The sequence below is a fragment of the Rhodococcus sp. NPDC057529 genome (genome assembly GCF_042802055.1).
Classification (GTDB): Bacteria; Actinomycetota; Actinomycetes; order Mycobacteriales; family Mycobacteriaceae; genus Rhodococcus_F.
Genome location: NZ_JBHVEY010000001.1, coordinates 332,426 through 352,865 on the forward strand (window position 1 = coordinate 332,426; position 20,440 = coordinate 352,865).

The window sequence follows — 20,440 nt, forward strand, 5'->3', positions numbered from 1 at the left end:
TACCTAGCAAGTGCTTGGTAGGTTATCTTACAGACGTGGACCAGAGCGAGAGCCCGGACGGGCTGATCACCGACGACGACTTCGCCGAGAGCGTCAGAACGTGGCTGAAAAACAATCTGACCGGCGACTTCGCCCGGCTGAAGGGCAAGGGCGGCCCCGGTAGCGAGCACGAGTTCTTCGAGGAACGGCTCGCGTGGGACCGGCACCTGGCCGCCGCCGGATGGACGTGCCTCGGCTGGCCGAAGGAATACGGCGGCCGCGGAGCGACGCTGGCGCAACAGGTCGTGTTCCACGAGGAATACGCGAAGGCAGGAGCGCCGGCCCGCGTCAGTCACGTCGGCGAGGAACTTCTCGGACCGACGCTCATCGCGTTCGGCACCGAGGATCAGAAGCGACGCTTCCTGCCCGGGATCAACACCGTCACCGAACTGTGGGCGCAGGGCTACTCCGAGCCCGGCGCCGGTTCCGACCTCGCCAACGTCGCGACCACCGCACGACTCGACGGCGACAAGTGGGTGATCAACGGCCAGAAGGTGTGGACGTCGCTCGCACACGTCGCGCAGTGGGCGTTCGTGCTGTGCCGCACGGATCCCGGGTCGAAGCGGCACCAGGGGCTGAGCTTCCTGCTCGTGCCTCTCGACCAGCCCGGCGTCACTGTCCGGCCCATCCAGCAACTCACCGGCACGTCCGAGTTCAACGAGGTGTTCTTCGACGACGCCGTCACCGATGCCGATCTGGTCGTCGGGGAACCCGGCGACGGCTGGCGCGTCGCGATGGGGCTTCTCACCTTCGAACGCGGCGTGTCCACACTCGGGCAGCAGATCGGATTCGCCCGCGAACTTCAGGGCGTCGTCGACCTCGCGAAAACCACCCGCGCAGCATCCGACCCGAACATTCGCGAGAAGATCGCCCGCGCCTGGGTGGGGCTGCGCGTCATGCGCGCCCACGCCCTGCGGACCCTCGAAGCCGTCGACGCCGGAACGTCCGGACCCGAGGCATCGGTCGCGAAACTGCTGTGGGCGAACTGGCACCGCGACCTCGGGCAGTTGGCGATGGAGGTGCAGGGTGCGTCGTCGCTCCTCGCCCCCGCCGACCCGACGTCCGACACCACCGATCCCGAACATCTCGAACTCGGCGAATGGCAGCGGCTGTTCCTGTTCACCCGCGCCGACACCATCTACGGCGGATCCAACGAGATCCAGCGCAACATCATCTCCGAGCGCGTGCTCGGACTCCCCCGAGAGGCACGACCGTGACACAACCCGCACCGCTCGCCACCGCACCCGTCGAGACGCCGGGCCACGACCTACTGAAAGGAAAGAAGGTCGTCGTCACCGCCGCCGCGGGCACCGGCATCGGCTACGCGTCCGCGCGCCGTGCCCTGCTCGAGGGCGCCGACGTCCTGGTGTCGGACTGGCACGAACGCCGCCTCACCGAGACGAAGGAGAAACTGGCCGCGGAATTTCCCGGGCAGGCCGTCGAGGCGCTGACGTGCGACGTGTCGAGCACCGAACAGGTGGACGCCCTGATCGCCGGGGCGGCCGACGCCCTCGGCCGGATCGACGTCCTCGTCAACAACGCCGGACTCGGCGGCGAGACGGCGCTCGTCGACATGACCGACGAGGAATGGGATCGCGTCCTCGACATCACCCTGAACGGCACGTTCCGGGCCACCCGCGCGGCGCTGCGCTACTTCAAGGGCGTCGAGCACACCGGCGTCCTCGTCAACAACGCGTCCGTCCTCGGCTGGCGTGCGCAGCACTCGCAGGCGCACTACGCGGCGGCGAAGGCCGGCGTCATGGCCCTGACCCGGTGCAGCGCGATCGAGGCCGCCGAATACGGGGTCCGGATCAACGCCGTCGCACCGTCCATCGCCCGGCACGCCTTCCTCGCCAAGGTCACCAGCGAGGAACTCCTCGACAAGCTGGCATCCGACGAGGCCTTCGGCCGCGCCGCCGAGGTGTGGGAAATCGCCGCCACCATCGCCATGCTCGCCAGCGACTACACCACCTACCTCACCGGCGAGGTCGTGTCGATCTCGTCGCAGAGGGCGTAGCCGCCCCGTGCGTGGTTAACGAGTGTCTGGACTCGTTAACCACTCACGGGGCCGGAGGCCCTAGCAAGCGCTTGGTTGATAGGATGTGACGATGACTCCACCCCCCGACGACACCTCCGGCAAGACCGGACGCAGGGCCGAACTCCTCGACATCGCGGCCACCCTCTTCGCCGAACGCGGCCTGAGGGCCACCACCGTGCGCGACATCGCCGACGCCGCGGGCATCCTGTCGGGCAGCCTGTACCACCACTTCGACTCCAAGGAGTCGATGGTCGACGAAATCCTACGGGGCTTCCTCGACGACCTGTTCGGCAAGTACCGCGAGATCGTCGCATCCGGACTCGACAGCCGCGCGACCCTCGAAGCGCTGGTCACCACGTCCTACGAGGCGATCGACGCGTCGCATGCGGCGGTCGCGATCTACCAGGACGAGGTGAAGCATCTCGTCGCCAACGAGCGCTTCACGTACCTGTCCGAACTGAACACCGAATTCCGCGACCTGTGGATGGGTGTGCTCGAGGCGGGGGTGAAGGACGGCAGCTTCCGGGCCGACATCGACGTCGAACTCGCCTTCCGCTTCCTCCGCGACACCGCCTGGGTCGCCGTCCGCTGGTACCGGCCCGGCGGATCCGTCACGGTCGACACCGTGGCCAAGCAATACCTCTCGATCGTCCTCGACGGACTTGCGAGTCCTTAACACTGACTAGGAGTTTCACATGACCGAGGCCTACATCGTCGACGCCGTTCGCACCCCGATCGGCAAGAAGAACGGCGGCCTGTCCGGCGTGCATCCCGCCGACCTGGGTGCGCACGTCGTCAAGGCCGTCGTCGAGCGCACGGGCATCGACCCGGCCGGTGTCGACGACGTCGTCTTCGGTTGTGTCGACGCGATCGGCGGGCAGGCGGGCAACATCGCCCGCACCGCGTGGCTTGCCGCCGGCTACCCGGAGGAGGTCCCGGGCGTCACGGTCGACCGTCAGTGCGGGTCGAGCCAGCAGGCCGTCCACTTCGGTGCGCAGGCGATCCTCGGCGGCACCGCCGACCTGATCGTCGCCGGCGGTGTGCAGAACATGAGCCAGATCCCGATCGCATCGGCGATGGTGGTCGGGCAGCAGTACGGATTCGACACCCCGTTCGGCGGATCGACGGGCTGGGCCGAACGCTACGGCGACCAGGAGGTGTCGCAGTTCCACGGCGCCGAACTCATCGCGGACAAGTGGGACATCAGCCGCGAGGCCCTCGAACGCTGGGCGCTGCAGAGCCACGAGCGGGCGCGGACCGCCATCGCCGAGGGTCGCTTCGACCGCGAGATCGTGCCGGTGGGCGATTTCACCACCGACGAGGGTCCGCGCGAGACCAGCCTCGAGAAGATGGCCGCCCTGAAGACGCTCACCGACGGTGGACGTCTCACGGCCGCGGTCGCGAGCCAGATCTCCGACGGTGCGAGCGCGGTGCTGCTGGCCTCACCGGAAGCGGTCGAGCGGTACGGCCTGACGCCCCGCGCCCGCATCCACCACCTCAGTGCCCGCGGCGCCGACCCGATCTTCATGCTCAGCGCGCCGATTCCCGCGACCCGGTACGCGCTGGAGAAGACCGGCCTGAGCATCGACGACATCGACCTGGTCGAGATCAACGAGGCCTTCGCGCCGGTGGTCCTCGCGTGGCTCGCGGAGATCGGCGCCGACCCGGCGAAGGTCAACGTCAACGGCGGCGCGATCGCCCTCGGTCACCCCCTCGGTGCGACCGGCACCAAGCTGATGGCGACGCTCCTCAACGAACTCGAACGCACCGGCGGCCGCTACGGTCTGCAGACCATCTGTGAAGGCGGCGGCACCGCGAATGCCACGATCATCGAACGCCTGTGAGTACTTCTTAACCGCCGGCGGTTAAGAAGTACTCACGGGTGCGAAGCGCTACGCTCGAACAGGATAGTGACGAGTCCTGAACGGGGCCGTGATGCACGAATTGGCAATCACCCAGAGCGTCGTCGACGCCGTCTGCGAGACCGCTGCGGGACGGACGGTTCACAGCGTGCGGGTGCAGGTGGGGGCGCTGACCGCGGTGGTCGCCGATTCGATGCAGTTCTGTTTCGAACTGGTCACCGAAGGGACCGTCGCGCACGGTGCCCGTCTCGACATCGACCACACGCCGGGCGGTGCGCACTGCCGTGAATGCGGCGAGAACTTCGTGCTCACGGACCTGGTGTTGCTGTGCCCGTGCGGAAGTGCGGACGTGGAGGTCACGTCGGGTCGGGAACTACGAATCCTCTCGATGGAAGTGAGCTGACGCAAATGTGTGCCACCTGTGGATGCGGAGACGAGACGGGGACCAGGATCAGGGTGCCCCACGAGCACCCGCACGACCACGCGCACCCGCACGAGCACACTCACGAACACCCCCACGAGCACGAGCACCCACACCCCCACGAGCACCCGACCGAGACGGTCACCCTCGAGCAGAAGGTGCTGGCGAAGAACGACCTCACGGCGGAGCGCAACCGGGGCTGGCTGGCGGGTCGTGGGGTGCTCGCCCTCAACGTGATGAGTTCGCCCGGGTCCGGGAAGACGACGCTGCTCGAGCGCACCATCGCCGACATCGGCGGGCAGCGTCGGGTCTCGGTGGTGGAGGGCGACCAGGAGACGATGCTCGACGCAAACCGCATCAAGGCGACGGGATGCGCTGTGGTGCAGGTGAACACGGGCGCCGGGTGTCATCTCGACGCCGAGATGATGCGGGACGCGCTGACCGCCCTCGACCCTGAACCGGATTCGCTGCTGTTCATCGAGAACGTGGGGAATCTCGTCTGCCCGGCACTGTTCGATCTCGGTGAGAAGAGCCGGGTGGTGGTCATCTCGGTGACCGAGGGGACGGACAAGCCGCTCAAGTATCCGCACATGTTCGCGGCGGCGAATCTCGTGATCGTGAACAAGGCGGACCTGTTGCCGTACGTGGACTTCGACGTCGACCTCTGCGCGAAGTATGCCCGGTCGGTGAACCCCGGCCTGCAGATGATCACCTTGTCGGCGACGACCGGTCAGGGCATCCAGCAGTGGTACGACTGGATCGCGAAGCAATGACGCCTCTACACGACGGGGCCGGGCGACGCGGCGCGACGCGCCGGGGACCGTTGACATCCGCTCGACGGCGGAGCTAAATAAATATCAGCGCCACGCAGGTGGGCCGACGGTCGACTCCGGTGGCGACAGGAGTTGTGTTCACTCCGGAAAGCGACCTGATATGCCGACACAGGAAGCAATCAACGCCGAGGACACCCTGATTCACGTGCTGTGGATCAATGCGGGACTCAGTTGCGACGGCGATTCGGTGGCCTTGACGGCTGCGACGCAGCCCAGTGTCGAGGAGATTGCCCTGGGAGCCCTGCCGGGCCTGCCCAAAGTGGCCGTGCACTGGCCGCTGATCGACTTCGACAACGGTCCGGAGGGCGGCGCCAACGACTTCCTGGAATGGTTCTGGAAGGCGGACCGCGGCGAACTCGAGCCCTTCGTGCTGGTGGTCGAGGGTTCCATCCCGAACGAGCAACTTCACGACGAGGGTTACTGGTGCGGTTTCGGCAACAATCCCGAGACCGGTCAGCCGGTGACGACGAGCGAATGGCTCGATCGTCTGGCTCCGAAGGCGACGGCGATCGTCGCGGCGGGCACGTGCGCGACGTACGGCGGCATCCACGCGATGGCGGGAAATCCGACCGGTGCGATGGGTGTTCCCGATTATCTCGGCTGGGACTGGAAGTCGAAGGCGGGCATTCCGATCGTCTGCGTTCCCGGTTGTCCGATTCAGCCGGACAATCTGTCGGAGACGTTGACGTATCTCCTCTACATGGCCACCGAGCAGGCGCCCATGATTCCGCTCGACGACGCGCTGCGTCCGCAGTGGCTGTTCGGCGCCACGGTGCACGAGGGCTGCGACCGCGCCGGCTACTACGAGCAGGGTGATTTCGCCACCGAGTACGGCTCACCGAAGTGCATCGTGAAACTGGGGTGCTGGGGTCCTGTCGTCAAGTGCAACGTCCCCAAGCGGGGCTGGATCAACGGTGTGGGTGGGTGCCCGAATGTGGGCGGTATCTGCATCGGGTGCACGATGCCGGGCTTCCCGGACAAGTTCATGCCGTTCATGGACGAACCGCCGGGCGGCAAACTCTCCACGACGGCGTCCGGGCTGTACGGATCCGCCATTCGCAGTTTGCGCAAGATCACCAAGAACACGTTGGACAAGGAACCGCACTGGCGCAGTCGCGGTACGAAACTGACCACGGGCGCGACACGCACCTGGTAGTCACGCTCGGGGTGTCGGGCGGTGGTCCGCCGGCCTCGAACCCCACTGGGCGGCTGCCCAGCCGTGGAGCACTGAGAGGTACGTCGATGACAACGATCATTCCGGAACCTTCGCACAAGTCGGAATCCGACGGCCTGGTCGAGATGGCGTGGGATCCGATCACGCGCATCGTGGGTAGCCTGGGCATCTATACGAAGATCGACTTCAAGCAGAAGGAAGTCGTGGAGTGCCACAGCACTTCGTCGATCTTCCGCGGTTATTCGATCTTCATGAAGGGGAAGGACCCCCGCGACGCCCACTTCATCACGAGCCGGATCTGCGGCATCTGTGGTGACAACCACGCGACGTGTTCGTGTTACACCCAGAACATGGCCTACGGAGTGAAACCCCCGAACATCGGCGAGTGGATCGTCAACCTCGGCGAGGCCGCGGAATACATGTTCGATCACAACATCTTTCAGGAGAACCTCGTCGGTGTGGACTTCTGCGAGAAGATGGTCTCCGAGACGAATCCGGGGGTGCTGGCGCAGGCCGAGAAGACCGAGGCGCCGCACGCCGGGGAGCACGGCTACAAGACCATCGCCGACATCATGCGGTCGCTCAATCCGTTCACCGGTGAGTTCTACCGGGAGGCGTTGCAGGTCAGCCGGTGGACCCGAGAGATGTTCTGTCTCATGGAGGGTCGGCACGTGCACCCGTCCACCCTCTACCCGGGTGGTGTGGGAACGGTCGCGACGATTCAGTTGATGACGGACTACACGACGCGTCTGATGCGGTACGTGGAGTTCATGAAGAAGGTCGTCCCCATGCACGACGACCTGTTCGACTTCTTCTACGAGGCGATGCCCGGCTACGAGAAGGTCGGCCTGCGCCGGACCCTGCTCGGTTGCTGGGGGTCGTTCCAGGATCCGGCGGTGTGCAACTTCTCCTACAAGGACATGGAGAAGTGGGGACGGGCGATGTTCGTGACGCCCGGCGTCGTGGTCGACGGAAAGCTGGTGACGACGTCCCTCGTCGACATCAACCTGGGTATCCGAATCCTGTTGGGCAGTTCGTATTACGACGACTGGACCGACCAGGAGATGTTCGTGAGGAACGACCCGCTCGGGAACCAGGTCGACCGCAGGCATCCGTGGAACCAGCACACCAACCCGCACCCGCAGAAACGCGACATGGAGGACAAGTACAGCTGGGTCATGTCGCCGCGGTGGTTCGACGGCACCGACCACCTCGCACTGGACACCGGCGGCGGGCCGCTGGCCCGGCTGTGGAGCACCGCCCTCGCCGGCCTCGTCGACATCGGGTACGTGCAGTCGACCGGGCACAGTGTGAAGATCAACCTGCCGAAGACCGCGCTGAAGGGCCCGGTGGAGTTCGAATGGAAGATCCCGCAGCACGGCAGCAACACGATCGAGCGGGACCGGGCGCGGACCTACTTCCAGGCCTACGCGGCGGCGTGCGCGCTGCACTTCGCGGAGCAGGCGCTCGCCGAGATCCGGGCCGGGCACACGAAGACGTGGGAGAAGTTCGACGTCCCCGACGAGGGGATCGGCTGCGGCTTCACGGAGGCGGTGCGCGGAGTCCTGTCGCACCACATGGTGATTCGTGACGGCAAGATCGCGAACTACCACCCCTATCCGCCGACCCCGTGGAACGCCAACCCCCGCGACAGCTTCGGTACGCCGGGACCGTACGAAGACGCGGTGCAGGGTCAGCCGATCTTCGAGGAGAACGACCGGGAGCACTTCAAGGGCATCGACATCATGCGGACCGTCCGCAGTTTCGACCCCTGCCTGCCGTGCGGCGTGCACATGTATCTCGGTGAGGGAAAGACGCTGGAGAAGCTGCATTCGCCCACCCAGTCCGTGACCGGCGAGTGACGGAGTACGCATGGAGAGTGGCGGATCGGAGACGTGGGGGAGTGACGAAGTAGCAGACGACCCCGATCGGTGGCGGACAGCCGGCGAACGGATCGACAGCCTGTTGGACGCGAGTTCGACGGGTGGCTCGGTGGCCCGCGAGCGCGCCGAGCAGCTGGTCCGGGAGGTGGTCGAACTCTACGGCGCCGGGTTGGAGCGCGTCCTCGACATCATCGGCGACCGCGACGACGACCTCGTCGAACGCCTCGCTGCCGACGAACTCGTGGCCAGCCTGCTCCTCGTGAACGGACTCCATCCGCACGACGTCGAGACGAGGGTCGCCACCGCACTCGACAGCGTGCGCCCCTACCTGGGTTCGCACGGCGGTGACGTCGAACTGCTCGGCGTGGTCGACGGGGTGGTGCGGTTACGGCTGACCGGCAGTTGTCAGAGCTGCCCGTCGTCTGCGGTGACGTTGGAACTCGCCGTCAAGGACGCCGTGCTGGCCGCCGCGCCGGAGACCGTGGACATCGAGGTGGTGGGCGCAACCCCCGCCGCCGGGTCCGGGTTGATCGCCGCGGAATCGCTGTTCTCCCATGTTCATCCGAACGGAATGGACGGGTCGAGCGGCACGGGGACGTGGGTGTCGGTGCCCGAACTCGAGGAACTGACACCCGGGGAGGTGGCCGGGTTCTCCGTCGCCGGGCTGCCGATTCTGGTGTGCCGGATCGGGGAGCAGTTGTTCGCCTACCGGGACCGGTGCGCCTCCTGCACCCACTCGCTGGCCGGGGCCACGCTGCAGCGGAAGGCGGGCGGTCAGGTGGGGGACGCGGTGCTGCGCTGCCCGTCGTGCCGCGCGCATTTCGACGCGCGTCGCGCGGGCCTGCGCCTGGACGGCGACACGGACGCCGAACCGCTCTCGCCGCTCCCGGTCCTCGTGCGCGACGGCGTCGTCTCCGTGGCCGTGCCCGCCGCGGAGGTGGCGTGATGAGCCCGTCGGGGAACGGACTGCGCATTCTGCAGCGCATCGCGTCCGAGCGGCCCACACCGGTGGTCGGGGAACGGTGCGACATGTGCGCCGTGCCGATCGCCGACGCCCACCAGCACGTCGTGAACGTGCAGGACCGGCAACTGATGTGCGTGTGCCGCGGGTGCTACCTGCTGTTCACCGACGAGAACGCCGAATTGCGGTTCCGGGCCGTCCCGGAACGCTACCTGTCGTTTCCGAACTTCGAACTCGCCCCCGGACGCTGGGACGAACTGGAGATCCCCGTCGGGCTCGCGTTCGTGTTCCGGAACTCGCTGCTGGCCAAGACCGTCGCGTTCTACCCCGGTCCGGCGGGCGCGACCGAATCGGAACTGCCCCTCGACGCCTGGGACGACGTGCTCGCGGCGAACCCGGCGCTGGGCCGGCTGGCCGCCGACACGGAAGCCTTGTTGCTGCGGGTCCCCGAGCACGGCGAGGGCGACCCCGAGTGCTACCTCGTTCCCATCGACGCCTGCTACCAGCTGGTGGGCCGGTTGCGGCAGGTGTGGCGGGGATTCGACGGCGGCCAGGACGCACGAAGGGTCATCGACACGTTCTTCGACGACGTGCGGGCGCGCAGTCGCGTCGCGAAGGAGCCGACGTGACCGAGTTGTCGTTCCGTGTGGAAGACGTGTTCCCGGAACCGTTCGCGGTTGCGCCGAATCTGACTGCGCGGGTGGAGGTGACGGAGTCGAGCGGCGCCGTCGTGCACGCGATGGCCGTGCGGTGTCAGGTCCGCATCGACCCGCAGCGCCGCCGCTACACGGACGCCGAGGTGGAGGGCCTGCTCGATCTGTTCGGGCCCCGCGAGCGGTGGACGTCGACGCTGAAGCCGTTCCAGTGGATGCAGACCAGCACCGTGGCCCAGGGGTTCACCGGGTCGAGCGTGGTGGAGTTGCCGCTTCCGTGCACGTACGACTTCGAGGTGACGGCTTCGAAGTACCTGCACGCCCTGGATGAGGCCGGGTCGACGGTGCCGCTGGTGTTCCTGTTCAGCGGAACGGTCTTCACGCGCGGCGTCGCCGGGTTCGGCGTCGAACGGATCCCGTGGGACCGGGAATCGACGTACGACCTGCCGGTGGCGGTGTGGCGCGAACTCGTCCAGGCGCACTACCCGAACACGGGCTGGGTGCGCCTCGACCACGACACGCTGGCGGTACTGGCGAAATACAAGGCGGCGCACGGACTGCTCGGACTGGACGTCGCCGTCGCGAACCTGCTGCAGGGAGCCGGGGAGGTGATCGCATGATCTCCCCGGCGTCCCTGCAGCGAGTACGGGCCGTGGCCGACGCGGTCCTCTACGAGGGTTACCTGCTGTATCCGTATCGTGCGAGTTCGTCGAAGAACCAATCCCGGTGGCAGTTCGGCGTCCTCGGGCCGCCGGGTGCGGCGGAATCGGGAGTCGGCGAGGAACCACGCCTGTCCTGCCAGACGCTGATGCGTCCCCGTCCGGGTGGGCGGCCCGGCGTCGCGGTGACCGTCCGCTTCCTGCAACTGCAGGTGCGTGAGGTCGAGAATGCCGCGGGGTCCGGGTTCGAGCCGGTCGGGGAACTCACCGTCGCCGGCCGCAGCTGGCTGTCGTGGGACGAGGCGGTGGAACGCGAGATCGACCTGGGCGCGGTGTTCCCGGCCGAGGAGCTCGAGGACTGCCGGCTCGACGTGGACGTCGACGGGGGCGTGGACGTCGAGGAGTTGCGCGAGGACGACGGCACCCTCGCCGGGCGTGTGGTGCGGACCAGGTGGCCGCTGCGCGCCGTCGTCCGCGTCGGCAGTGACCGGCACGACGGACTGGACGTGCTGCGGGTGTCGATCGAGAACGTGAAGATCGACGCGATCGGCACGTGGTCGAAGGATTCGGCCATCAGGCATTCGCTGATCGGCGCGCATCTGATGTTGGCCGCGGAGGACGCCGAGTTCGTGTCGCTGCTCGAGCCGCCCGACGACGCCGCGCCGCTCGCGTCGACCTGCCATCAGGAACGCTGCTACCCCGTGCTGGCCGGGCTGCCGGGGGAGACGGACCTCGTGCTGGTGTCGCCGATCATCCTGTACGACCACCCGGAGGTGGCCGAGCAGAGCGACGGCGCCCTGTTCGACGCCACCGAGATCGACGAAATCCTCACCCTGCGGGTCATGACGCTCACCGAGGAGGAGAAGCGTCAGGCCCGCGCCACCGACCCGCTCGCCGCCCAGATCATCGACCGCTGCGAGCAGATGTCGCCGGCGACGCTCGCCCAGATGCACGGCGTCCTGCGCAACCCGCATTTCCCGAGCCCCGACATCCCGGAGCAGCGCGGCCTCCCCGACATGGGTCTCGTCCCGGAACTGACCGACGACGTGCCGTGGTGGGATCCGGACGCCGACACCGCCGTCCGCCCCGACGTCGACGGCGTGATCGTGAACGGCGTCCGGGTGGCGAAGGGCACCGTCGTGCGGATCCACCCGTCGCGCCGCGCCGACGCCCAGGACCTGTTCTTCGCGGGACAACTCGCTCGGGTGGTGACCGTGCACGCCGACGTCGACGGTGGCACCCACGTCGGCGTGGTGCTGATGGACGACCCGGCCTCGGAGTTGCACGAGTGGTACGGCAGGTATCTGTATTTCGCCCCGGACGAGGTGGAGCCCGTATCGGCAGACACCGGAAAGGATGAACAGTCATGAAGATTCTCGGAGAGGCCACCACCGCCGCGCTGGCGCTGGTTGCGGTCGCCGGCGTGGCGGTCGCCGTCTTCTCGCTTCCCGACATCAAGCGGTACCTGCGTATGCGCAAGATGTGAGGCCACGTGACGGACAGGCGGGTGCTGGTTGCCGGTGTGGGCAACATCTTCTTCGGCGACGACGGATTCGGTCCCGAGGTGCTGCGCGGTGTCGCGACGAGGCCGCTGCCGCCGGGAGTCCGGGCCATCGATTTCGGCATCCGCGGAACACATCTGGCGTACGAACTGCTGGACGGGTGGGGTGCGCTGCTGCTGGTCGACGCGGTTCCCGATCGAGGTGAGCCGGGGGCGTTGAGGGCGTTCGAGGTGGGACCCGATTCGGTGCCCGCGGCGCCGCTCGACGCGCACAGCATGGATCCGGGGGCGGTGTTCGCCAGTCTCCGCGCGCTCGGCGGAACCCTGCCGCGCGCCGTGGTCCTCGGCTGCCAGGTGGACAACACCGACGAGGGAATCGGGCTGTCACCGCGCGTCGCCGCCGCCGTCGCACCGGCCGTCGACGCCGTCTTCGAGATCGTCGACCAACTCCTGGCGCCTACCGCAGCCGCGCTGCAACCGGAGAAGACGGAGGGCTGAATCGTGTGTCTCGGAATTCCCGGCCGGGTGGTGCGCATGCTCGAGGGCTACGGCAACCAACTCGCGCTCGTCGACGTCGTCGGTGAACAGCGCAAGGTGAACGTCGGGATGCTGCCCGAGGACGTCAGCCTGGAACCGGGCGACTGGATCGTCATCCACATGGGATTCGCGATGGAAAAGGTGGACGAGGCCGGCGCCGAAAAGGCGATGGCGGGGCTGGAAATGATGGGACGCTCGCGGTCGGCGGACGAAGGCTAGCTCTGCGTTCCGGCGTGACGGGGGTCCGGCGGTCCGGCGACGAAGTCGCGCGCCCGGTTCCAGCGGGCGTGGTAGCGCTCCCCGAATCGTGCCTGCGAGCGGGCCAGCCGCCGTGGTCGGGTGCCGTAGCGGCGCACTGCCCACCAGGAATCGGGCTTGGCCAGCCGGATCGCGCCGACGATCGCGACGGGCTGGAACACGATCCCCACGATCCCCGTGACGAACTTGCCCTTGAGCAGGCAGATCAGCGAGATGCCGAGTGAGATCGCCAAATAGCCGATCGACGTCCACCACTGGGCGGTGCCGATCCGCCCGCTCACGAGTTCGGCGCCGGTGATCATCAGGCCGGTGACCATGAGCGCGCAGAAGATCGCGTCCACGGACTTTCGTCCGGACGTGCTCCAGTACACGTCGTCGAGGTGCACCCACAGCGCGAACTCGTCGAAGGTCAGTGCCAGACCGACTCCGAACAGCGCGGCGAAGACGTTGAGTGCCGTGCCCTCCGGGGTGGTCGCGATCAGCGCCAGCCCGGCCAGAGTCATGAACAGGATCCCGAACACCTGGTGGTGCAGGTGCACGCCGCCGACGGTGATGTCGCCGATCAGACCGCCCCCCGAGTCCGCGGCGTCGTCCGTGGGCTGCGCTCCTCGAGAGCGGATGCGTCGCGTGATGAGCCGGGTGATCACGAACGTCACCAGAACCGCGATGAACAGCCACATCACGGGATACAGGACCACTATCCGGCTGTCGCCTTCGGTGTCCACGATGATCTCGGTGTGAAGGGCCATCTCGACACTCCGTCAGGTGGGGGAACGGTCTCTCTCCGGGTATACACCCCGACCACGGACCGCAAACGACGTTCCGCCCACCGACTTCCCGCCGGACCTCGTCACGCCGGGAGGTTGTGCAGTGCGCCGTGGCCGAAGGTCGCGCCGGTGGCGGCCAGCAGGCGGGTGGGGTCGTACCAGTGGTCGCGGCCGATCAGGTCGAGGTGCCGATCGGTGAGGCCGCGGCGGGTTCCGGCGGCGACGGCGTCGTCGAAGGTGAGTGAGTTGTCCGGCAGTCGCAGGCGGCCCGAGTCCGCGAGAGCCCGGCCGAGTTCGCGGACGGTGACCGGGTCGGGATGGCAGGCGTGGAACACGTCGCCGAAGTGTGCAGGGGCCTGCGCGGCGAGGGTCGCGAGCAGCCGCGCGAGGTCTGCCACCGCGACGACCGAGATCCGGGACCGCCCCTCGTCCACCCAGGCGCCCAGCGTCTCGAGGATCCGGACGAATCCGGGGACGAACCAGCGGTCGCCGGGGCCGTGGACGAATCCGGGTCGGACGACGCAACCGCCGGATTCGAGGACACGGTGTTCGGCGGTCAGCCTGCTCGCGCTCAGCGCCGACACGGGTGCGGGCGTGGCGTCGAACTCACCGATTCCGCTGTGCGGTCCGGCGCCGTACACGCCGATGGTGCTGACGTAGATCATCCGGCGGATGCCGTTCCGGGCGGCGGCGGCCAGGAGGTTCTCGGTGCCGCCGACGTTCACCGCGGTGCAGTGCGCCGGGTCGCTGCCGGTGTACGACGCGGCGTGGATCACGACGTCGGCGCCGGTGAGCGCCGAGCCGAGACTTGCCGGAGCGGTCAGATCCGCCTGCGCGGACACGACGCCCGGAATGTCCGGGTTCAACGGTGTGCGGGCGACCGCGGTGCACGGAATCCCGGCCGATACCAGGGCCCGCACGGTGGCGGACCCGATGAAGCCCGCCGCTCCCACGACCGCGACACGTACCGGCGCGGAGGGTGTTCGACCGCGCTCGCTTTCGGTCGACGCTGGTACCGTCTCTCCGGGCAATGGGCGCGTGTTCCGTGCTTTCATCGTCATCGTTCTTCTCTCATGCGGCAGGGAAAGGTGTGAACGTGGTTCAGCAGGCGCGTGCTGCGGCGACTCGACAGCAGATCGTCCGCGGGGCGGCGGAGATGTTCGAGAAGTCGGGTTTCGAAGGAGCCAGACTCGGCAACATCGTCGAGAACGCCGGAATCACGAAGGGGGCCTTGTACTTCCATTTCCGTTCGAAAGAGGATCTGGCGCGTTTCATCATCGGTGAGCAACACCGGATCTCCATCGCGTCGGTCGAGGCGATCGGCCGTGAGCAGGTGTCGGCGATCGAGCAGATCGTGATGCTGTGTCACGAAATGGCGCGGCAGATCGTGAATGACCCGATCGTGCGAGCCGGTATCCGGATCACCCTCGAACTCAGCGCCGACGACCAAGGCCCCGCGGATCCCTACCTCGACTGGATCAACAGTTGCGAGATACTCGCCACTCGGGCCGTCGAGCAGGGCGACCTCCTCGCCGACATCGACCCGCCGAGGCTGGCGCGGTTCGTCATCGGCGCCTTCACCGGCGTCCAGACCGTCTCCCAGGTGTTGACGCAGCGCACGGACCTCGAACAGCGCGTCGATGACATGTGGGGGTTCCTGCTCCCCGGGATCATGCCCGCGACCCGGCACCACGACATCGCCCGGATCCGTCGGGCCCGCTGGGTACCGGACGACGCCGACTAGCCGGGCGCGCATGCGCTCACCGCGGTCGGTGCGAGCGCCGCGGTTCCCCGCACCACCGCCACACCGCCCTGCCGTATCGACCCGCTGATGGACAACGCGCCGTCGTCCACCGCGTTCAGCCGGATCGTGGTTCGTTCGTCGAGTTCGGCGAAACGGTGGAACGTGGCGCCCAGGGACGCGAGGTGTGCGTCCGGTAGGCCGAGGCCGGTGCAGGCCGCCTGCCGCATCGCCTCGAGCAGCAACATCCCGGGAATGTGATCGCACGGATGGTCGAACAGCACGGGGTGCGTGTGGTCGATCCGCAACTCCCATTCGTTCTCAGCGCGTCGCGGGCCGAGGACCACGTGCGCGTCGTCGACGTGACCGACCAGCACAGCCGGGACGGGAGTCGGGCACCACGGCACACCGATCACCCGCGGGCCGCGCTCACCCCACCGGGCGCGTGCGTATGCGGCCGGAGGGAAAACCACCGCGTGACCGGTCGCGGTGCCGGCGTCCCGGTCACCCAGCCGGAACCGCAGGTTCACGCGGAACGAGGACAGCGCGCCGCCGCGGTACACGTGCTCGGACACGGTGACCTCGACGACCACTTCTGCGGCCGCAGCACCCACCGCGAGCGCTCCGGGTACCGCGTGCACCTCGAGGTGCTGCATGACGAACCGGTTCGGCAGCGGGACGGAGAAGCGGGTGTGTCCCAGGTAGATGGCGGTCTGCCGGAGTGTTTCCGCCAGCAGCATGGTGTCGTAGTGCCCGTCTCGGGTGCGGTAGAAGCCGTGCAGGCGGGGCCACTGTGCGGCGACGACGAACCGATCCGGCACCGGCAGCGACACGCAGTCGGTGAGGAAGACCTCGGCCACGGATTGGCGGTGCACGTACCTGCGGGGCACGGTCCGCTCGAACGACATCGGAGGTAGGGCATCGGGCACCGGACGGGAAATTCGTGCCACAACCCCATCTCCCCACAGAACCGGCCGGCCCGATGCCGCGGACCGACCGAACTATAGAACACAGACCGCGCGGTCTGTGATGTGGGGAGTGCTTGCTACCGGCCCTTCAAGCTGCCGATTCGAAGCGATCCGGGGTTGTCGTCCTCGTCGAGGTCCTCCTCTACCTCCCGGACGTACTCCTTCGGGTCCTTGTCCGAGGTGTCCACGCCCGACAGGGTGCGGTGCACGAGGAAGTATTCGGCGAACCGCCGCCCGAGCGACTCGCGAAGATCATCCGGGGCGGTCCGGAAATCGGCGAGGCCCTCCCGTTCCTCCTCGGCGATGTGCTCGTCGTTGGCCCTGCGCGTGCGGCCGACTGCCGCCCACCACTCCTCGGAGAGGATGGGGTTCCCCGCCGCCGCCCGGACGCCGTCGCGGATGTCGTTGTGGTCCCCGATCGCGTCGAGGGTCTCCGCTTCCGCCTCCCCGTCCTCGCCGACGCGGAGAAGCTGGGGGTAGAAGATTTCCTCTTCCGCTGCAGCGTGCAGATCGAGGCGTTTCGCCAGCGGCGTCCACACCGCCTCCACGGCGGTGATCTCCACCCGGCGCCGAGACTTCAATTCGTCCAGTGCGGCGAACTGCCGCCGGAACCACTCGTGGTCGTCGAAAATCAACTCGATGATGTCAGGCATGCTTCGATTGCATCAGGCGGCTCCGCCGCCCGTGCGCCTTTTTGGTTGTTCGCGCTACCAAAAAGGCGCACGGGCGCGGAGCGCCTGTCAGCCCCCGGTCGCGGCTTTGAGATGCGCGGCGGAGGCCGCCTTGAGATGGGTGAGGTCGGACGCGACGGTGGCGAACGTGTATCCCTCCGCGAGTCGGCGGGCCGCCACCGACCCGTCTGCGGTGTGGATGCCCGCCGCGATGCCCGCCGCTGCGGCGGCCTCCCGGACACGGGTCACGGCCGCCTCGAACTCGTCGTCGACGCTCGGATCGTTCGGGTGCGCACCTCCCACGGCGAGGCGCAGGTCGGACGGCCCCACGTAGACGCCGTCGAGTCCGGGGACGGCGCAGATCTCCTCCACGTTCGCCAGCCCCTGCGGGGTTTCGATCATCACGACGACGACCGTGTCCCGGTCGGCCTCCGCCGGGGTGGGGCCGATCCGCAGCTGTGAACGCATCGGACCGTACGAGCGCACTCCGGTAGGGGGATACGTCGCGGCAGCAACGGCCTTGGCGGCTTCCTCCGCTGTGTTCACCAGCGGGACGATCACTCCCGCCGCGCCGGCGTCGAGCGCCCGGCCGATCGGTGTCGGATCGTTCGACTCGACCCGGATCATGCCGACGGTGGAGCCGGACGCGTCGATGGCGGTGAGCCCCGCGACCATGCCGGAGTATCCGATCAGGCCGTGCTGGAGATCGAGGGCGATGTAGTCCCAGCCGACGTGGGCGAGCCACTCCGTCGACACCGGGCTGTCGATGACGGACCAGTAGCCGACGATCCGTTCGCGGCGGCGGAGGCGGGCGGCAAAATCCTGGGCACTCATGAGGGCGTTGTCTCCTAGCGGTTGTAGTTGGGCATGGGTCCGCGCAGGGCGCTGCCCACTTCGTCGCACGCGTCGATCAGGTCGTCGTCGAGTGTGCCCTTCGCGACGGCGGCGATGTTCGACTGCAGATGAGCGACCTTTGAACCGCCGAGCAGGATCGGCCCGGCGGCCGGCTTGGACACGAGCCAGCGCAGCGCGAGTTCGGTGAGCGGGATACCGGCCTTGTCGGCGATCACGGACAATTGGGTGATCGCATCGAAGATCGCGGTGTTCCAGTACCGGTCCTTGTACATCTGCGCCAACCGCGAATCACCGAAGCGGCCGTCCGCGGGCGCCGTGTCGAACGAGTGCCGACCGGTGAGGAGGCCGCCGCCGAGCGGGTTGTAGACCATGGTGATCAGGCCGGTGACCGCCGCGAATTCGACGTACTCCTCCTCGATGCGCCGGGCCAGCAAGTTGTAGAGCTGCTGGGCGACGATCGGCCGGGGTGCGCCGACGGCGTCGGCGGTGTGGTTCAGCTCCGCGATCTGCCAGGCCGCGAAGTTGGAGACGCCGAGGGCGCGGATCTTGCCCTCCGACACGAGTTCGGCGACGGTGGACAGGGTGTCGGCGATCGGGGTGGCCCGGTCCGGCTGATGGAGGTAGAACAGGTCGACGTAGTCGGTGTCCAGCCGCCTCAGGCTCGCCTCGACGCTCGCGCGGAGCCCCGCCGGCGACAGCGGTGAGTGGTCGCCCGCGTCGGGGTGGGGCATTCCCGCCTTGGTGGCGAGGGTGACGCGGTCGCGCCGGGTGGCCAGCAGCCGGGCGAGAATCTTCTCGGACTCTCCGCCGGCGTAACCGTTGGCGGTGTCGATGTGCGTGATTCCGGCGTCGAGCGCCGCGTCGACCATCGCTGCGGCGCCGTCGACGTCGACGGTGTCGCCGAACGTCATCGTGCCGAGAACGAGTGAGGTCAGGTCGAGTTCGGGCATCAGGCTACTCCTCGGGATGCGGTGCGGGGAACGTCCGTTGCGCCAGGCGGGCGCGAGACGAGGTGTCGGGGTTTGATCCCGACCATGGTGGTGGGGTCGAGCGCGGCGGCGCGCAGGGCCTGGGTGTACGGCTCGGCGGGATGTTCGAGAACGTCGGTGGTGGAACCGCTTTCGACCACCCGTCCGCGCGACATGACGATCACGGTGTCGCTGATCTCCCGGACCACGCCGAGGTTGTGGGAGATGAAGACGTAGGTCAGGCCGGTGTCGTGCTGGATCTCGCGGAGCAGATCGAGCACCTGGGCCTGCACGGACACGTCCAGTGCGCTGGTGGCCTCGTCGCACACGAGGAGTTCCGGTCCGCTCGCCAGTGCCCGGGCGATGCCGATGCGTTGCCGCTGACCGCCGGAGAACTCGGCGGGGCGGCGGTGGAGCGCGGTGGCGGGCAGGCCGACGCGGTCGATCAGCTCCGCGGCCCTGCGCGCCCGCTCGGACTTGCTCCGGACGCCCTGCAGGCGCAGCGGTTCACCGACGATGTCGACGGCCGTCAGGTGCGGGTCCAGCGATCCGTACGGGTCCTGGAACACCATCTGCACGCGAGACCGGAAGGGGCGCAGCGCCTTCTCCGACAGCTGCGCGATGTCGGCGCCGTCCACGAGGATGCGGCCGGAGGTGGGTGTGAGCAGCCGGACGATCGATTTCGCGATGGTCGATTTCCCGCATCCCGACTCACCGACGACGGCGAGGGTCGCGCCCTTGTCCACCGAGAAACTGACGGTGTCGACGGCGCGGAACACCCCGTCGGGCACCGGGTATTCGACGACGAGGTCCTCGACGGACAGCAGAGGGGCATTCATGTCGACGCTCCTACGGTCGTGGTGAAGTCGCCGAGCCGCGGCACGGCATCGAGCAGTTTCTTGGTGTAGGCGCTGCGAGGATGAAGAACGAGGTCCTCGGCTCCGCCGTTCTCGACGAACCGGCCGTCCTTCATGACGTAGATGCGGTCCGACATCAACCGGGCGACACCGAGATCGTGGGTGATGACGAGCATTCCGACGCCGGTGCGCTCCTGGAGTTCGAGCAGCAGGTCGAGGATGCTCGCCTGCACGGTCACGTCGAGGGCACTGGTGGGTTCGTCGGCGACGATCAGTTCGGGACCCGACGCGAGCGAGCAGGCGATCAGCACGCGCTGCAGCATTCCGCCGGACAGTTGGTGCGGGTATTTCCCGAGTTGGCCGGCCGGGTTCTGGATCCGCACCTGCTCGAGCAGTTCCACGGCCCGCGCGGTTTCCTTCGACTTTCCGGTGATGCCGCTGTGGCGCACCGCTTCCCGCAGCTGGGATCCGATGGTGTGCACCGGGCTCAGAGCCGTCATCGGGTCCTGCGGGACGAGGGCGATGTGCCGGCCCCGGACCTTCGCGAGCGCCTTCGGCTTCCCGAGGATGTCGCAGTCCTTGAACCGCACCGCGCCGGAGAGGACGGCGAGGTCGTCGGGCAGCAGACCGAGCAGGCCCATCGCGGTGGTCGATTTTCCCGATCCGGACTCGCCGATGATGGTCACGGTTTCGCCGGCGTCGATGCTGAACGACACGCCGTCCACTGCGCGGATGACGCCCCGGGCGGTGATGAGTTCGATCTGCAGTTCGTCGACTCGCAGCAGATTCGTCAT

At 67.8% G+C, this 20,440-nt stretch carries 24 protein-coding genes; 16 read left to right on the forward strand and 8 right to left on the reverse strand.

The features are described 5' to 3' along the window. Positions 1–35 precede the first annotated feature (35 nt). The 15 genes from ACFU5V_RS01560 (at position 36) to ACFU5V_RS01630 (ending at position 12,780) form a co-directional block, all read left to right on the forward strand. Positions 36–1,256 (forward strand): acyl-CoA dehydrogenase family protein, encoded by a 1,221-nt coding sequence (locus ACFU5V_RS01560; protein ID WP_378696302.1) that lies wholly within the window; start codon positions 36–38, stop codon positions 1,254–1,256. Further along, positions 1,253–2,056, forward strand: coding sequence for an SDR family oxidoreductase (locus ACFU5V_RS01565; protein ID WP_378696304.1), 804 nt, complete (start codon positions 1,253–1,255; stop codon positions 2,054–2,056). The genes ACFU5V_RS01560 and ACFU5V_RS01565 overlap by 4 nt, the downstream gene beginning before the upstream one ends. A 91-nt stretch (positions 2,057–2,147) precedes the next feature. Beyond that, positions 2,148–2,753, forward strand: a complete 606-nt coding sequence (locus ACFU5V_RS01570; RefSeq protein ID WP_378696306.1) for a TetR/AcrR family transcriptional regulator — start codon at positions 2,148–2,150, stop codon at positions 2,751–2,753. A 19-nt stretch (positions 2,754–2,772) separates the two neighbouring features. Beyond that, a complete protein-coding gene (locus ACFU5V_RS01575; protein ID WP_378696308.1) occupies positions 2,773–3,921 on the forward strand; it encodes an acetyl-CoA C-acetyltransferase in 1,149 nt (382 codons plus the stop codon). 91 nt (positions 3,922–4,012) lie between these two features. Next, positions 4,013–4,342, forward strand: coding sequence for a hydrogenase maturation nickel metallochaperone HypA (gene hypA, locus ACFU5V_RS01580; protein WP_378696310.1), 330 nt, complete (start codon positions 4,013–4,015; stop codon positions 4,340–4,342). Between the two features lie 5 nt (positions 4,343–4,347). Further along, a complete protein-coding gene (hypB, locus tag ACFU5V_RS01585; protein WP_378696312.1) occupies positions 4,348–5,133 on the forward strand; it encodes a hydrogenase nickel incorporation protein HypB in 786 nt (261 codons plus the stop codon). A 160-nt stretch (positions 5,134–5,293) separates the two neighbouring features. Beyond that, positions 5,294–6,349, forward strand: a complete 1,056-nt coding sequence (locus tag ACFU5V_RS01590; RefSeq protein ID WP_072938985.1) for a hydrogenase expression protein HypE — start codon at positions 5,294–5,296, stop codon at positions 6,347–6,349. 86 nt (positions 6,350–6,435) lie between these two features. Further along, entirely contained in the window at positions 6,436–8,229 is a 1,794-nt protein-coding gene (locus ACFU5V_RS01595; RefSeq protein WP_378433347.1) for a nickel-dependent hydrogenase large subunit, read from the forward strand. A 10-nt stretch (positions 8,230–8,239) separates the two neighbouring features. After that, complete coding sequence (locus tag ACFU5V_RS01600) at positions 8,240–9,196, forward strand: NifU family protein (RefSeq protein WP_378433346.1); 957 nt, start codon at positions 8,240–8,242, stop codon at positions 9,194–9,196. After that, positions 9,196–9,840: a DUF5947 family protein gene (locus ACFU5V_RS01605; protein WP_378433345.1), complete on the forward strand. Its 645-nt coding sequence runs from the start codon at positions 9,196–9,198 to the stop codon at positions 9,838–9,840. The genes ACFU5V_RS01600 and ACFU5V_RS01605 overlap by 1 nt, the downstream gene beginning before the upstream one ends. Beyond that, positions 9,837–10,484: a DUF6084 family protein gene (locus tag ACFU5V_RS01610; protein ID WP_378696314.1), complete on the forward strand. Its 648-nt coding sequence runs from the start codon at positions 9,837–9,839 to the stop codon at positions 10,482–10,484. The genes ACFU5V_RS01605 and ACFU5V_RS01610 overlap by 4 nt, the downstream gene beginning before the upstream one ends. Then, complete coding sequence (locus ACFU5V_RS01615) at positions 10,481–11,893, forward strand: hypothetical protein (RefSeq protein ID WP_378696316.1); 1,413 nt, start codon at positions 10,481–10,483, stop codon at positions 11,891–11,893. Before ACFU5V_RS01610 ends, ACFU5V_RS01615 begins: the two co-directional genes overlap by 4 nt. Beyond that, the gene (locus tag ACFU5V_RS01620) at positions 11,890–12,009 is read left to right on the forward strand and encodes a DUF6893 family small protein (protein WP_378433342.1); all 120 of its coding nucleotides are present in this window, start codon (positions 11,890–11,892) and stop codon (positions 12,007–12,009) included. The genes ACFU5V_RS01615 and ACFU5V_RS01620 overlap by 4 nt, the downstream gene beginning before the upstream one ends. A 6-nt stretch (positions 12,010–12,015) precedes the next feature. Further along, positions 12,016–12,522 carry a hydrogenase maturation protease gene (locus ACFU5V_RS01625; protein WP_378696318.1) on the forward strand — a complete coding sequence of 169 codons (507 nt, stop codon included), beginning with the start codon at positions 12,016–12,018 and terminating at the stop codon, positions 12,520–12,522. Positions 12,523–12,525: 3 nt separating this feature from the next. Continuing rightward, on the forward strand, positions 12,526–12,780 hold the full coding sequence (locus ACFU5V_RS01630; protein WP_276137480.1) for a HypC/HybG/HupF family hydrogenase formation chaperone: 255 nt from the start codon (positions 12,526–12,528) through the stop codon (positions 12,778–12,780). Here ACFU5V_RS01630 and ACFU5V_RS01635 read toward each other — a convergent pair. Next, positions 12,777–13,568, reverse strand: a complete 792-nt coding sequence (locus ACFU5V_RS01635) for a hypothetical protein (RefSeq protein ID WP_378696321.1) — start codon at positions 13,566–13,568, stop codon at positions 12,777–12,779. The genes ACFU5V_RS01630 and ACFU5V_RS01635 overlap by 4 nt on opposite strands. 101 nt (positions 13,569–13,669) lie before the next feature. Next, complete coding sequence (locus tag ACFU5V_RS01640) at positions 13,670–14,647, reverse strand: NAD-dependent epimerase/dehydratase family protein (RefSeq protein WP_378696323.1); 978 nt, start codon at positions 14,645–14,647, stop codon at positions 13,670–13,672. A gap of 35 nt (positions 14,648–14,682) precedes the next feature. On the opposite strand from ACFU5V_RS01640, the gene ACFU5V_RS01645 reads away from it, so the two are divergent. Then, entirely contained in the window at positions 14,683–15,330 is a 648-nt protein-coding gene (locus tag ACFU5V_RS01645) for a ScbR family autoregulator-binding transcription factor (protein ID WP_378696325.1), read from the forward strand. On the opposite strand, the gene ACFU5V_RS01650 is transcribed toward ACFU5V_RS01645, so the two are convergent. The 6 genes from ACFU5V_RS01650 to ACFU5V_RS01675 all read right to left on the reverse strand — a co-directional run bounded on the left by ACFU5V_RS01650 (position 15,327) and on the right by ACFU5V_RS01675 (position 20,440). Next, positions 15,327–16,277: a ScbA/BarX family gamma-butyrolactone biosynthesis protein gene (locus tag ACFU5V_RS01650; RefSeq protein ID WP_378696327.1), complete on the reverse strand. Its 951-nt coding sequence runs from the start codon at positions 16,275–16,277 to the stop codon at positions 15,327–15,329. The genes ACFU5V_RS01645 and ACFU5V_RS01650 overlap by 4 nt on opposite strands. A 95-nt stretch (positions 16,278–16,372) precedes the next feature. After that, entirely contained in the window at positions 16,373–16,948 is a 576-nt protein-coding gene (locus ACFU5V_RS01655) for a hemerythrin domain-containing protein (RefSeq protein ID WP_378696329.1), read from the reverse strand. Between the two features lie 87 nt (positions 16,949–17,035). Beyond that, the gene (locus ACFU5V_RS01660) at positions 17,036–17,800 is read right to left on the reverse strand and encodes an HpcH/HpaI aldolase/citrate lyase family protein (protein WP_378696331.1); all 765 of its coding nucleotides are present in this window, start codon (positions 17,798–17,800) and stop codon (positions 17,036–17,038) included. Positions 17,801–17,814: 14 nt separating this feature from the next. After that, on the reverse strand, positions 17,815–18,771 hold the full coding sequence (locus ACFU5V_RS01665; protein WP_378696333.1) for an aldo/keto reductase: 957 nt from the start codon (positions 18,769–18,771) through the stop codon (positions 17,815–17,817). Beyond that, on the reverse strand, positions 18,771–19,628 hold the full coding sequence (locus ACFU5V_RS01670) for an ATP-binding cassette domain-containing protein (RefSeq protein WP_378696335.1): 858 nt from the start codon (positions 19,626–19,628) through the stop codon (positions 18,771–18,773). Before ACFU5V_RS01670 ends, ACFU5V_RS01665 begins: the two co-directional genes overlap by 1 nt. Continuing rightward, entirely contained in the window at positions 19,625–20,440 is an 816-nt protein-coding gene (locus tag ACFU5V_RS01675; RefSeq protein WP_378696337.1) for an ABC transporter ATP-binding protein, read from the reverse strand. Before ACFU5V_RS01675 ends, ACFU5V_RS01670 begins: the two co-directional genes overlap by 4 nt.

Excerpts from the sequence above, each read along its gene's own strand:
- ACFU5V_RS01620 (WP_378433342.1), top strand. The coding sequence starts at position 11,890 with ATGAAGATTCTCGGAGAGGCCACCACCGCCGCGCTGGCGCTGGTTGCG.
- ACFU5V_RS01670 (WP_378696335.1), bottom strand. The coding sequence starts at position 19,628 with ATGAATGCCCCTCTGCTGTCCGTCGAGGACCTCGTCGTCGAATACCCG.
- ACFU5V_RS01615 (WP_378696316.1), top strand. The coding sequence starts at position 10,481 with ATGATCTCCCCGGCGTCCCTGCAGCGAGTACGGGCCGTGGCCGACGCG.
- ACFU5V_RS01635 (WP_378696321.1), bottom strand. The coding sequence starts at position 13,568 with ATGGCCCTTCACACCGAGATCATCGTGGACACCGAAGGCGACAGCCGG.
- ACFU5V_RS01605 (WP_378433345.1), top strand. The coding sequence starts at position 9,196 with ATGAGCCCGTCGGGGAACGGACTGCGCATTCTGCAGCGCATCGCGTCC.
- ACFU5V_RS01575 (WP_378696308.1), top strand. The coding sequence starts at position 2,773 with ATGACCGAGGCCTACATCGTCGACGCCGTTCGCACCCCGATCGGCAAG.
- ACFU5V_RS01570 (WP_378696306.1), top strand. The coding sequence starts at position 2,148 with ATGACTCCACCCCCCGACGACACCTCCGGCAAGACCGGACGCAGGGCC.
- ACFU5V_RS01640 (WP_378696323.1), bottom strand. The coding sequence starts at position 14,647 with ATGACGATGAAAGCACGGAACACGCGCCCATTGCCCGGAGAGACGGTA.
- ACFU5V_RS01595 (WP_378433347.1), top strand. The coding sequence starts at position 6,436 with ATGACAACGATCATTCCGGAACCTTCGCACAAGTCGGAATCCGACGGC.
- hypB (WP_378696312.1), top strand. The coding sequence starts at position 4,348 with ATGTGTGCCACCTGTGGATGCGGAGACGAGACGGGGACCAGGATCAGG.
- ACFU5V_RS01600 (WP_378433346.1), top strand. The coding sequence starts at position 8,240 with ATGGAGAGTGGCGGATCGGAGACGTGGGGGAGTGACGAAGTAGCAGAC.
- ACFU5V_RS01665 (WP_378696333.1), bottom strand. The coding sequence starts at position 18,771 with ATGCCCGAACTCGACCTGACCTCACTCGTTCTCGGCACGATGACGTTC.
- hypA (WP_378696310.1), top strand. The coding sequence starts at position 4,013 with ATGCACGAATTGGCAATCACCCAGAGCGTCGTCGACGCCGTCTGCGAG.
- ACFU5V_RS01590 (WP_072938985.1), top strand. The coding sequence starts at position 5,294 with ATGCCGACACAGGAAGCAATCAACGCCGAGGACACCCTGATTCACGTG.
- ACFU5V_RS01675 (WP_378696337.1), bottom strand. The coding sequence starts at position 20,440 with ATGACGAATCTGCTGCGAGTCGACGAACTGCAGATCGAACTCATCACC.
- ACFU5V_RS01660 (WP_378696331.1), bottom strand. The coding sequence starts at position 17,800 with ATGAGTGCCCAGGATTTTGCCGCCCGCCTCCGCCGCCGCGAACGGATC.
- ACFU5V_RS01655 (WP_378696329.1), bottom strand. The coding sequence starts at position 16,948 with ATGCCTGACATCATCGAGTTGATTTTCGACGACCACGAGTGGTTCCGG.